Origin of the sequence: Robinsoniella sp. KNHs210 (assembly GCF_000686105.1) — a bacterium.
GTDB lineage: Bacteria > Bacillota > Clostridia > Lachnospirales > Lachnospiraceae > Robinsoniella > Robinsoniella peoriensis.
In genome coordinates, this window is record NZ_JMLZ01000002.1 from 1 (window position 1) to 11882 (window position 11882).

Annotated in this window: 16 protein-coding genes and 4 pseudogenes; 12 read left to right on the plus strand and 8 right to left on the minus strand. The window is 37.9% G+C overall.

Going from position 1 to position 11882, the window contains the following annotated elements; genetic code table 11:
- The first annotated feature begins 62 nt into the window (after positions 1 to 62).
- The 4 genes and pseudogenes from CD03_RS32700 to CD03_RS0106860 all read left to right on the plus strand — a co-directional run bounded on the left by CD03_RS32700 (position 63) and on the right by CD03_RS0106860 (position 2414).
- Complete coding sequence (locus CD03_RS32700; protein WP_052377716.1) at positions 63 to 428, plus strand: phage distal tail protein; 366 nt, start codon at positions 63 to 65, stop codon at positions 426 to 428.
- A 127-nt stretch (positions 429 to 555) separates the two neighbouring features.
- Positions 556 to 816: a Gp37-like protein gene (locus CD03_RS38815; RefSeq protein ID WP_027293003.1), complete on the plus strand. Its 261-nt coding sequence runs from the start codon at positions 556 to 558 to the stop codon at positions 814 to 816.
- Positions 817 to 931: 115 nt separating this feature from the next.
- A pseudogene (locus CD03_RS39875) lies at positions 932 to 1502 on the plus strand (Gp37-like protein).
- Between the two features lie 279 nt (positions 1503 to 1781).
- A complete protein-coding gene (locus CD03_RS0106860) occupies positions 1782 to 2414 on the plus strand; it encodes a hypothetical protein (RefSeq protein WP_156042814.1) in 633 nt (210 codons plus the stop codon).
- A gap of 18 nt (positions 2415 to 2432) precedes the next feature.
- Here the strand turns inward: CD03_RS0106860 and CD03_RS0106865 are convergent, their stop codons facing one another.
- A complete protein-coding gene (locus tag CD03_RS0106865) occupies positions 2433 to 2651 on the minus strand; it encodes a helix-turn-helix domain-containing protein (RefSeq protein WP_027293007.1) in 219 nt (72 codons plus the stop codon).
- Positions 2652 to 3172: 521 nt separating this feature from the next.
- Here CD03_RS0106865 and CD03_RS0106875 point away from each other — a divergent pair.
- From CD03_RS0106875 to CD03_RS0106890, 4 genes are all read left to right on the plus strand, one after another.
- The gene (locus CD03_RS0106875) at positions 3173 to 3430 is read left to right on the plus strand and encodes a hypothetical protein (RefSeq protein WP_027293008.1); all 258 of its coding nucleotides are present in this window, start codon (positions 3173 to 3175) and stop codon (positions 3428 to 3430) included.
- Between the two features lie 62 nt (positions 3431 to 3492).
- Complete coding sequence (locus tag CD03_RS0106880; RefSeq protein WP_027293009.1) at positions 3493 to 3702, plus strand: hypothetical protein; 210 nt, start codon at positions 3493 to 3495, stop codon at positions 3700 to 3702.
- A 52-nt stretch (positions 3703 to 3754) separates the two neighbouring features.
- Entirely contained in the window at positions 3755 to 3955 is a 201-nt protein-coding gene (locus tag CD03_RS0106885; RefSeq protein ID WP_027293010.1) for a hypothetical protein, read from the plus strand.
- A gap of 115 nt (positions 3956 to 4070) precedes the next feature.
- Positions 4071 to 4301: a hypothetical protein gene (locus CD03_RS0106890; protein WP_027293011.1), complete on the plus strand. Its 231-nt coding sequence runs from the start codon at positions 4071 to 4073 to the stop codon at positions 4299 to 4301.
- A gap of 246 nt (positions 4302 to 4547) precedes the next feature.
- Here the strand turns inward: CD03_RS0106890 and CD03_RS39880 are convergent.
- Positions 4548 to 4814 (minus strand): annotated as a pseudogene (locus tag CD03_RS39880) (tyrosine-type recombinase/integrase); the annotation flags it as partial.
- A gap of 1925 nt (positions 4815 to 6739) precedes the next feature.
- A complete protein-coding gene (locus CD03_RS0106900) occupies positions 6740 to 6961 on the minus strand; it encodes a hypothetical protein (RefSeq protein ID WP_027293012.1) in 222 nt (73 codons plus the stop codon).
- 116 nt (positions 6962 to 7077) lie between these two features.
- On the opposite strand from CD03_RS0106900, the gene CD03_RS0106905 reads away from it, so the two are divergent.
- Positions 7078 to 7242, plus strand: coding sequence for a CopG family transcriptional regulator (locus tag CD03_RS0106905; protein WP_330373893.1), 165 nt, complete (start codon positions 7078 to 7080; stop codon positions 7240 to 7242).
- Between the two features lie 174 nt (positions 7243 to 7416).
- Positions 7417 to 8190 carry a CAP domain-containing protein gene (locus CD03_RS0106910; protein ID WP_027293014.1) on the plus strand — a complete coding sequence of 258 codons (774 nt, stop codon included), beginning with the start codon at positions 7417 to 7419 and terminating at the stop codon, positions 8188 to 8190.
- A gap of 123 nt (positions 8191 to 8313) precedes the next feature.
- On the opposite strand, the gene CD03_RS0106915 is transcribed toward CD03_RS0106910, so the two are convergent.
- On the minus strand, positions 8314 to 9384 hold the full coding sequence (locus tag CD03_RS0106915) for an FUSC family protein (RefSeq protein WP_027293015.1): 1071 nt from the start codon (positions 9382 to 9384) through the stop codon (positions 8314 to 8316).
- A gap of 66 nt (positions 9385 to 9450) precedes the next feature.
- Between CD03_RS0106915 and CD03_RS39400 the strand changes: the two are divergent.
- Positions 9451 to 9537: pseudogene (locus tag CD03_RS39400) on the plus strand (DUF6783 domain-containing protein); the annotation flags it as partial.
- Here CD03_RS39400 and CD03_RS39405 read toward each other — a convergent pair.
- Positions 9511 to 9591: pseudogene (locus tag CD03_RS39405) on the minus strand (DUF6783 domain-containing protein); the annotation flags it as partial. The pseudogenes CD03_RS39400 and CD03_RS39405 overlap by 27 nt on opposite strands.
- Here CD03_RS39405 and CD03_RS39410 point away from each other — a divergent pair.
- Positions 9556 to 9666, plus strand: coding sequence for a DUF6783 domain-containing protein (locus CD03_RS39410; protein WP_442969732.1), 111 nt, complete (start codon positions 9556 to 9558; stop codon positions 9664 to 9666). The pseudogene CD03_RS39405 and the gene CD03_RS39410 sit on opposite strands and share 36 nt — an antisense overlap.
- 189 nt (positions 9667 to 9855) lie before the next feature.
- Here the strand turns inward: CD03_RS39410 and CD03_RS0106920 are convergent, their stop codons facing one another.
- From CD03_RS0106920 to CD03_RS0106930, 3 genes are all read right to left on the minus strand, one after another.
- Positions 9856 to 10116 (minus strand): DUF3795 domain-containing protein, encoded by a 261-nt coding sequence (locus tag CD03_RS0106920; RefSeq protein ID WP_027293016.1) that lies wholly within the window; start codon positions 10114 to 10116, stop codon positions 9856 to 9858.
- Between the two features lie 85 nt (positions 10117 to 10201).
- Positions 10202 to 11113: a helix-turn-helix transcriptional regulator gene (locus CD03_RS0106925; protein WP_027293017.1), complete on the minus strand. Its 912-nt coding sequence runs from the start codon at positions 11111 to 11113 to the stop codon at positions 10202 to 10204.
- A 19-nt stretch (positions 11114 to 11132) separates the two neighbouring features.
- Complete coding sequence (locus tag CD03_RS0106930) at positions 11133 to 11711, minus strand: DJ-1/PfpI family protein (protein WP_027293018.1); 579 nt, start codon at positions 11709 to 11711, stop codon at positions 11133 to 11135.
- Positions 11712 to 11882: the final 171 nt, after the last annotated feature.

Genomic DNA, 11882 nt, shown 5'->3' on the forward strand with positions numbered 1-11882 from the left:
AGTACAGAATCATTGTTTGAATTTCCGTTTGCTATAGAAAACCGGGGATTGAGTTTAGCAGAATGACCATTCTTGCAAAAGAAAATATTATCAACCAGGGGGATGCCGAAACGGGAGTGGTCATTGAATTGTTCTCACAGGGTACCGTTATCAATCCGGTAATTTACAACCTCACAACCCGGGAAACATTGAAACTTAAAGTCACGATGCAGACCGCGGATTTAATCCGGATAAACACTATATCGGGCGAAAAATCGGTAGTTTTACAGCGGGACGGGATTAACTCAAATATAGTCAATGCCCTGGACAAAACAAGTCACTGGATACATGTACAGAGTGGAGACAATGTTTTCACATATGAATGTGAAAGCGGACTGGAATTTTTACAATTAAAGATCCTGCATACGGATAAATTCGAAGGAGTGTAGCGCATGGAAATATATGTATTTAATAAGGATCTGGATACTATCGGATTAATAGATAATTACCAGAGTGTTATATGGACTACCCCTTTTTCGATGAAACTGGGATTTTGAATTATATCTTCCTGTATCTATGGATTTAATATCACTGCTAAAAGAAGATAATTACCTGTGCAGGTCATCCGATATTACCGTGTCGGAAACGACACCATATATAAAAAGTGTAATGATCATAGAAAACATTACAATTAAAACAGATGTGGAAAACGGTAATTATCTCACGTATCTGCAGGAGTTTAAAAATATATTGTCCCGCCGGATTATATGGCAGCAGACCAATTTGACAGGGCGAGTAGAACTGTGTATACGGCGCATGATAGAAGAAAATGCGTAAGCCCTATAATTGCAGAGCGGAAGATAAAAAACCTCGAAATGGCGGTTTATTAGGTCTGGAAGATACGATAGATATGCAGGTCACGGGTGATAATCTGTGTGAAGTCATTGCGGAAATGTGCAAGCAATACGGGATTGGTTTTGACATCTATATCATAAATAAAACGTTCCGGTTTGAACTGTATGTTGGGGAAAACAGATCATATAATCAGGAAAAAAATCCATACGTGGTTTTCAGTTCGGATTACGAAAACCTGTTAAATACAGAATACAAATTTTTAAAGCAGGATTTCAAAAATGTTGCACTGGTAGCCGGGAAGGTGAAGGACTTGAACGAAAAACAACGGTGGTAGGGACTGCCGCAGGACTTGACCGTTATGAGAAGTTTGTGGATGCCCGGGACGTAAGCAGTAACAACGGGGAGTATACCGAGGAAGAATACCTAAAAATGTTGGAAGACCGGGAAATAAAAGTCTGGAAGAGAGTAAATCTGTACAGTCGTTTGACGGCAGTACAGAAACCAGAATAAGTTATGAACTTAACAAAGATTATTACCTGGGTGACATCGTGCAGGTAATCAATGAATACGGGATAGAAGCAAGTCCCCGTATACTGGAAATAATAGAAAGTGAAGACGAAAACGGTAAATCTATAATACCAACGTTCAGCACATTGGAGGTGGGATAAATGGCAATAACAAGCGGATTTTTTAACAGCGTTAATGGTGACCGCAGATATAATGCAGAGCAAATAAATGATTATCTGACGGACTGGTTAGTGGTGGTGTTTATGAGAGCGTAGGCGGCGGATTACAGGTAAAAGTCAATTCCGGGATGAAAAGTAACAGGTTGCATCCGGAAAGCTTGCTGACAGCAATGGCAGGTGGTTGCAAAATGACAGTACTTAGTACTTACACTGGATGCGGCAGATCTGGTATTAAACAGGTATGACGCAATAGTGGCAAAGATGGACAGTAACCAGAGCCAAAGAACAGGAACAATTACTATAAAGAAAGGAACAGCCGCCAGTACACCAACGAAACCGACGGCAGAGCGAACGCAGTTCGTTGAAGAGTACATTTTGGCATATGTGTATATTGGTAAAGGTGTGACAGCAATTACCCAGGCACAAATCGAGGATACCAGGGTAAATACTTCTATATGCGGGTTTGTTACCGGATTGATCAAACAAGTGGATACATCACAATTGTTTTTACAGTACCAAACGGCATATGCTCAATTTCTAAACGAATTGAATGATTGGAAAAGACAGCAAAAAACGGCTTTTGATAGCTGGTTTGCAACTTTGACAGATGAACTTAAGATTGACACATATATAGGATGGTCAACAAAGACGTGGAACCGTTCAGAACCTTTAGAAACTGATGATATAACAGACATTTATAATGAGGGTGATTTAGTATTTGTATTCATAAATGGATTACTTGTAAGTCAATGGATTGATTATACAATAATTGCGAACGGTCCCGAATCGAATACGACGTATGTACTCAAACTTAAAAATAAAATACTGAATACTTCCATTAATCCGGTAACTTTCTTTGCGATCAGATCAAAAATAGGATCACAACCGACATAAAAAATAGCCCCATGAGGGCTATTTTTCGTTGTCATCCGGTATATGTTCAATTATATCCGCGGGGGTGCAATGTAATACATTACAAATTTTGTCCAGTACATCTATTGGTAAATGCTTTGCGGTATTGGTACACATAGCGGAAAGCGTCGGGAGACGTATTCCCGTTATTTCAGAAAGTTCTTTTTGCGTCATTTCTTTCAATGCGATTTCTCTTTTTAGATGAAGCTTGATTGCCATAAGATCACACCCTTTCTTAAAATTAAATACATATTCATTGTATAACGATAAACGTTTAAAGTCAATACGATTTTCGAAAAAATATTTACGAAAATAGTAATAAAATACGAAAAACGTATTGACAAATAACGAAAATAGTGATACAATGTTTATATCACCAAGAGAGAGGAGGGAAAGCAATGGATAATAAAAAGAAAAGCAGTGATGAGAGAAGTCTTGCAAACATCATTCTCACCACTGCAATACTAAACTTAATTCGTGCAGTAATCGACTTGATCGACAAACTACTGAATTAAGGGGGATGGGGCGAAAGCCCCAATCCTTTAAGAATATGATAGCTTTTTATTGTCACATTGTCAATGTCTAATATGAAAAATGTAGAAATTATATTTGATGTAGTAGAAATTATATTCAGCATTGTTGTCATTGTAGCCATTCTGAAAATGAAAAAAAGATGATCAGTGAAGTAACTCTAATTAATAACCCGTCCCGTCGGGGATCGGCGGGAGAAAGAAGGAATTATGAAAATGACAAGCAAGGAAGCGTATGGACTAAAGAGCAAAGTTTTAAAAAATGGTTATGGAGAATATTACAAAAAATGGAGGGATTGCGATTGCGATGATCGAGCCATATTTCTATCTATTTATGAAATGCTTATGGAAGCATACAAAGATATGGAAAATATCGAAAACAATTCCATTAGAGTCGCATTTAATCGGTATGCAGATGAACAAAAAAATATTCTTGATAGGATAGTAGAACGGTTTAAAAATAGATAATTAATGATAACTATTAAATAATAACCCGTCCCGGCGGGAAATCCGGGAGAAAGAAGGAAAGTATGCACACTACAAAAATAGCATTCGCAACAGATCAGAAAACAGGAACAAAACTTGTATATGCCAGTTGCAACAACGGGCAGATGTTTGTTCAGCCGTGGTCACAATTGAGTGACGAAATGCAAATGATTTTGCGGGCAGTAGCAAATCCAGACACATGTAAAATAGAAGTTGTAGAAAAAGATTTTGACGATGTAAAGGTAGACCAATAATTTAAATAAATAGATCACCCGCCCCAGTAGAGAAATACCGGGAGAAAGCAGGATGAAAATGGTAAAATTGAAAAGGGAACCATTTGGATATTCCGCGTGTGACGGGAAATTTCAAATTACAAAAGGGATGGTTGGGTGGAATGTGTGGCTATATCATGCAGATATTGCACATATGGGTACGGCATTTTTTGAAAGACTGGAAAATATAAGAGAACTGTCAGAAAAAGAGTTATACAATTCGGTGGAAATATAACCCGCACCCGGTCGGGAAATACCGGGAACATATAAACTTGATATCAGTCAAAAAAACTGATATTATTACAATAAATATATTTTATCCCCGATACGATCGGGAGAAGGGAGTTTTTATGAATACACTTAGTTATATTAGAGGATCGGAAGAAGAAATCAAAGTTGGGGGACAATACTATTTTGGTCAGATCTGGAACGGAAATGGAGACGGTGAAGAATTATTAGAATCCGGAGCCATTGCAATATGGGATTCAGTGGAAGAAGTGGAATATATAATAGATTTTGATGTTGTGGAATCAGATGAGAACATAATGGATACGATAGTTAAGGTTAATTGTATCCGGTAGTAAATTGACTACTATTTGACTACTAAACTTATTATATTTTATTAAATAATACTATATTTTATTGAATTTGAAGAATGCGCTAACCCTATAAAATCAGGTGTTAGCGCATTTTATTATACGATATTATATTTTATTGAATGCATGTAATCACTTTGCCAAGGTCGAGGCCGCGGGTTCGAGTCCCGTCTCGCGCTCTTGTTTTGCCCTGAAAACTAAGGTTTTCGGGGCTTTTTGTTTTATTCCACTTTATTCCACTTTTTTATTAAAGATATCATTCAACTTTTTGGCTTTTTCCTCATCTCTGGTTAGACTGAAATAATAGTTGTTGAATGTAGTTTGTAAATCGTTATGCCCAACTTGGTCCTTGACCATGTTGGGTGACATTCCCTTTTCTAACAAGGTAGAAATATAGGTGGTCCGTGTTTTATGCATGCCACGAGTGTTTATTCCCGCATATCTGCAATATTTACGAATACGGGTATCTATTGCTCGCTCATTTACTCTGTGACCATCTTGGTCAAGAAAAAAAAGTCATTTCCTTTAATTCTTTTATCCTTAGTAGTATCAATAATTAAATTAAAAAGTTGATTCACCATATCAGGATAGTATAAAACTCTCACTTCTTTTCCAGCTTTTAAATACTCTTGAATCAAAGTTCCATTTACATAGAAAAACCACCCTGAACTTGACCGGAATGGGTGGCTTTTCTATCCTTAATGAGGTCAACCACCATGTGGGCGGTTGTTTCTTTAATGTCATTATAGCATAGCTTTAAATAAATGTTAAGCCCCTATTTATTGTTCTTGTAATCAGATTTATTTCAAATCGACCTTAGGACGAAACAATATCCTATCTCTTAAAAATCAAACAATTCATATAGGCTATGATTTTTCTTTTATTCCACTTGTAAATCGTTATGATCCACCTGATCCTTGACCATGTTCCTTTTCTGCTTCTGTTGAAATAATGTAACATTGTGCAGTAGTTGTGATATCGGAGTCCTCATTCCTGCTACATGTAAGACTGTGGTATCTGTCTTTCTGCGCAGATGTGGATGAACTCTGTCAGGTTCAACTCCGGCTCTTTCGGTCAGAGGTACTTCCCGGTTGGAATGTGCAGTCTTTGTTGTACCAATATCAAAAACCTTTCTGCGACTTCTACCCTGCTTGTCACGCTTATAAAACAGACCGTCTTTGAAATATCCAATATCTCATTTTCAAATTCTACGTCATTCCAGTTAAGTGCTAAGACATAAAAAGAACTCATTAATACATAATGAAAGTTTATGCCCTGAATATAAGGTAATATTAAAAAAATTACCGAATAAGGGAGAAATGGTTATGAATATGAAAAATTCGTTGCCAATTATAAATGTGTCTGATCGAAAACAAATAGGTGTTGCCATAACGGGTAGGCGAGCCCTCTAACAGAGGGACTGAACCTTCTGATTACATAGAAATCTTCACAAGGGGAAATCTGGGAAAAGGGGCTGGCTTTATGAGTGATTTTGAACTGCTCTCCATTGTCTTAATGATTCTTGGAATCATTGTGTCAATCTTAGTAGCCTACATAAACCACACAAAAAAAGTGACCGCCCCAGTCGAAAGGTAAGGTCACTTTTTTTAAACTTTAAATTAGGCTGACCGTCTATCGGCAACACCCTTTTTGTATTTACATCTTATCTGAGTCTTAAAGTAATGTCAATTCATAATATTTAACTATGTTTGATTATTAGAAGAAAAGAGGATCAGTCAATTTTAATGTCCCAAGCAGTAACAGAAACGAGTACAAAGGTAAGCAGTTTCCGGTATGTGCATGCCTTTTTATTGACCGTCATTCTGCAAAGATCAGATATAACCCCAAAATACAATCAGTGACAACAGAATTAAAATATATTATAATGTCTTTAATCCAGATCATGGCAGGTAGTGGATAAGAAATGTAATGTAAAGAGCACCCGCCTGACAGCTTCAATCAGCGGTCTGTAACCTTAATTTCAGGATCGTAATGTAACCCCGCTACGAATCCAAATTGAGTGGCTGCATTCATCATATTGGAAAAATTAGTCAGGTTCAAGCATCTTTCGGACACGTTTTCCTGTGTGTCTTAATATTCGTGGATGGGAGTAGTAATGAGATCGTTGCGGCGTTTGTCAACGCCTAAGGAAAGGTAACGGCTAAAGTTGTGCTGCAGAGTCACAGCAGCGAATGCAGATAATATAATGTATAATTGTAAAGTTACGGTAATATAAAGGGCATTAAAGTAAAAAGCTGGGATAGTTGAGATGCTTTATAAGGAGATTTAAGGGAACGTAAAAATTTGAAAGATAAAGGCAGCCGCAATACGGTAGGGTGTTAGATTCGTTAGAATGTCCCTGGTGTATGACAGCTGCCTTTATGTATCTGATATTTATAAAAATATTCCATTAAATATATAAGTTATGCGCTTCTTTCAAATTTCTCCAATATCTGTTGTATTGCATATTCTGTATCTTTGTTATGGGGATTTTGCGCGATGTCATCATTAAGGAAGTCAGGTACTAATTCAATAAATCGGGAAAGTTCCGATGCACTGGAAGCCTGTAAATAATGAAAATAAAAACTGGTATCTGTCATAGTGGCTAAATCTGTTAGATTTCTTGCTAATACATGGTTATCCATCGATAGTTGTTATCCTCCTTATATTTATATTGATAAATACTACTTTATACTATTTTATACGAATAGTCAATATTATATCGCAGATAATGCTATATTAGGAGATGAGGTGGTATGCAATGGGAGAAATGAAACCTTTAAAAGCAAAAGTAAGTATTACACTGGATGAAGATATTATAGTTGAGCTAAAGCAGCTGGCTGAGAAAGAAGACCGTTCTTTAAGCCAGTTTATAAATCGCATACTTAAAGGATATCTTAAAAGTGAAGAGAATTATCAAAAATAAGGTAATACACAATATTTTAAGAGTGTAATCAAAAAAGGAACGTTTCAGAACATTGGAATGTTCCTTTTTTCAATCCCAGAAAGTACCATTGTCTTGATGTGACAACTATGATAATATATGTTTTGTAACATAAACGTAACACAAATGTAACAAATAAGAAAGTGAGGTAGTAATATGTTATCAGCATTATTAGCAACTGCAATAATTGGGGCACCTGTAATGGATATGGATGCCGGAAAATTAAATGCGGCTCTGGAACAGGCAAAAGCAAATGGGTGTGCAATTGTACAACAGATAGATATATCCAACAGCGACATTAAAGCTGAGTTGGAAAAGCTGGGAATTAATATTTCGGAGATTACAAATTGCCCTGATATTAATAACCCGGAGACAGAGACCCCGGAAACAAATGCGCCGGAAACGAATGCGCCGGAGACAGAAGCCCCGGAAACAAATGCTCCGGAAACAAATACTCCGGAGACAGAAGCCCCGGAAACGAATGTCCCGGAAACAAATGCGCCGGAAACGAATGCGCCAGAGACTAATGCCCCGGAAACAGACGGAAGCGAGGATGTCAGTGCAGCCAGAAAAGTTGCGGATCTGGTAAATCAGGAGCGTGCAAAAGCCGGACTTGCTCCATTAGAAGTAAAAGTGAACCTGCAGACAGCAGCACAGGTACGTGCAAAAGAAATTGAAAAATCATTTTCTCATACAAGACCAAATGGCAGCAGTTTTAGTACCGTATTGGCAGAAAATGGCGTTGATTACAGAGGATCAGGTGAGAATATTGCCTGGGGACAGAGAAGTCCGGAAGAAGTAATGAACGGCTGGATGAATTCAGATGGACATCGTGCAAATATTTTAAATAAAAACTTTAAGTATATTGGTGTAGGTTATCATGTGAACAGTAATGGCACAGGATACTGGACACAGTTATTTACTTATTAATCTCTATATGTTTTTTGGCAGATAGACCCCTAATTACGATATTGACATAGACACAACCCCTGAAATACCCTGTGAAATTCTCTTACAGACAGAAGAGAATTTTACAGGGTATTTTTAATAAAATTATGTGGCATTAGCCAGAACCTTGATTTTGATAACGTTAACAAGATTGATACATAAGGTAAATAGTTTATCAAATGCTATGCTGAACAATGTACCAAATAAATTATTAATGATTCGAAACAGTATTGCATTTATTAATCCAAACTGAGGAACTACGATGGAGATAGCACCAAAACAGTTAAATGCGCTCTGCCATTTATATGAACTGCATAATCCAAGTACCAGACCGCCGAAAATTCCGATAAAAGGAATGAAAGTGTCCGGCAAAAAGTAATAAACGACGCCAAAACCAATACTGCCTATAATTACAAAGGGAGCTCTCCTGCAGGCACGGAACGTCAGATCATGGGTAAAGGGCTGTAACAGTGACATGCAGGCAATACCCACCCAGATAGGTCTTGAAAAATGCAGAATTTCAGCAAGAAACAGGGATAGGGAAATTCCCAATGCCATTTTCAATTGCCATTGTGTGCGCAGCGTTCCCAAATTGAATTCTTTAAATAAGTCCTTAAATGAACGGCGGTATATTATTTTGTAGTGTTTGTGATAGAAAACAGCGGCGACGATAATACCACCGAATAAAAGTCCTGCTATCCTTTTCAGATAGGCATCTCCGGTTACGTCATAGCCCATCAGCAGCAGGTATCCAAGAATAATCGTGGAGTGGTTAGACATTATAATATTATGGCAGGATAAAATCAGAAGGGTCATAATGCAAATTAGGTTTATGACAAGACCGGCTCCGGGAGAAACCTTGGAAGCCAATTGCGGACCAACAGCCAGAATGAGAAAAGAGGCAATTAAGGTTAACGCTGCATGATTCGCCTTTATACCCAGATCTGCTTTTTCAAAGACCATCACGGCAATTACAGTAATTACACCAACAATACTGTTATCAGGGCCAAACAGTGCGGTAAACAGCAGGACTACAAGCATGCAAAATAAAACTGTAGATACGATTTTAAGCCCATATGCAAAGCTATATCGCATTTTTTCTTTTTTATCCCGGGTATCTTTAATCAATGATTTTACTTTTGCAGTATCCATGCGCATTACACTATATGTATTCATATTATATACTCCTTTCGAACCAGAGACAGCAGACTGAAAATTGCCATCTGGAAATTATTAAGAATTTTGCAGATTAGAGCGTGTTTTAAAATTGCTTTCTGGCAGCTGTGCGTCACAGTTTGTGGGAGATTTGTCCCGGATGAAGGGCGCGTAGCGGGCTACGTAACTTGAATTCGTGGCAAATATGCCGCAAAGTGGGGCGTGCAGATGGCAGGAATGAATTTTCGAACACGCTCAAATACATATGACATCATTAACCACTATTACCATATCATGGAATAAAAATTTGTCAACCACGTTAAATTCTTAAGAAATTATGAACTTTTTGGTGGCGGTCTGAAGAGAGGGAAAATGGATATATGGTTAATAAAAAAATCAGTACAAAGCAGCAGTCATGCGGCGGTGTACTGATTTCGACAGATAAGCATATTTGGTTACTGCAGATAGGTAAGGTATGTACTGCTGGTTTTGCTAATTGTTCTTCCATTTTTTACACTGCTCAATCCGGAGTCCGTTGTCTCCTTGGCTTTCATCATAAGCAAACTGGTTCAGAAGGTCACATGGGAATTCTTTGCAGGTCCCGCAATGCTCCTGTTTCTTTGACTCACAGCAATCTTTTACCGGGCAGGCATCCCCCCAGAATGGTTTCTGAATCTGAAGACATCCTGAACAGATGCCATCCTTTTTAAAGGAACAGGCAGAACATAGTATTCCGCATCTTGATTCAATCATGCTGAATTTCTCCTTTCGTATTATAGGGTCAGAACGTTATCTGACTATGAAAGTATTATAACAGGAGCAACAGGACAACTGTATGTCATGTTGCGGAATAGATGTCATTCATTTTTTTAATAATCTGACAAATTTCATTTCTTATGGTAACGGGTTCAATGACTTCCGCCAGATTTCCAAAGCTTAAGATCCAACTGATCATGTTTTCTTTATTGGCAAAGCCGAATCGGAAAGAGAGACGTCCGTCCTCTGCAACAGAACAACAGTCAATGCCATATTCTTCAATTAGTTTCCATTTTACAGAGGGATGAAATAAGGCGTGAAGCTGATAATGGTCGGGAAAGGCATGTTCAATATCACCGTCGTATTCCGGTAGTTCCCTTGGAAGAAAAGAAGTATCCTCTAGTGTGAGATACCAAAGGCGGTTTAGTTTGAAGAGCCGCATATCATCTCTTTGCAGACAATATCCCCAGATATACCAGGAAGTCCATTGAAATACAATCAGATAGGGCTCAAGAATACGCCTGCTTTCGCCATTGTTTGCATAATATTGAAAAGAAATGAGCCTGGATTCATCGATTGCTTTTTGAATCAATTCAATTTTGGGAGCAAGGGAACCTTTATAATACGATGCCAGATTAACAAAGATATGGTCGCTGGATGAATATACAGAGCGTTTTTTTATAGATAATTTATCCATAAGCCGGCGGTATTTTCTTGTGCCGGAAACACTGTCCAGTCCCTTCAAACCGGTAAGAATAGACTGCATTTCACGGGAAGTTAGCAGGGTTTTATCAATCTTATATCCTTCAGCGATAGAAATGCCCCCATTGGTTCCCTGGGTAGTAACCAGGGGGATGCCTGCTTTGCAGATATCCTCAATATCCCGGTTAATGGTACGTCTGGATACTTCGAATTTTTCGGCCAGATATGGTGCGGTAACTTTCTCTTTCTGGAGCAGAATGGATAAAATACCGATTAACCTGTCTATTTTCATTTTACTACCTCGTAATATTTTAATAGCCCATGGCTGCTTTAACAATCTCCATCTGTTCTGTGGATGTTAACTTCTCCAATAGGGAAAATGCAACCTGGGCAGCGGTCTGCGGACAATAGGAGGTGATTACATTCCGATCGATTACTACTGGATCATTTACGATTTCTACTTTGAATTGTTCCAGTTGTTTTTGACGGTATCCATCACGGAGATGATAGGTGGTTCCTTTTCGCCCTTTTAAGATACCGCTTTTTCCAAGGGGAAGTGCAGCGACGCAGACAGAAGCGATGGGCTTTTCTTTTTCGTCAAAGCAGCGGATAAGATGTAACAACTTTTCATCATAAGCTTCCTCATAAAACCCAAATTCTTCAAACCCACCGGGGATAGCAAGGGCATCGTAATCATCAGGATCAATTTCATCAATCAGAGTGTCTACAATCACGGGAACACCAAAAGTACTTAAGACTTCTTTTTGAAACCCGCAGGTAGTGACAGTGACATCACATCCGTAATCATTGCGTGCCCATCCTAAAACGTCTATAAATACACTGAATTCCATTGTTTCAAAGCCTTTTGCTAAAAAAAGTAAAGTTTTCATAGAGCCTCCTAAAATAATATTTTGTTCATTATACGACACCAGTGATTTAATTGCAATTGCATTTTCGAATGGATCTTTAAGAATACTGTACAAATGAAGGAAAACTTATAGTATAATCAAAACAGAAAATAAGGAACAAATAAGGAACTAATAATAAGGAACAAATAATGT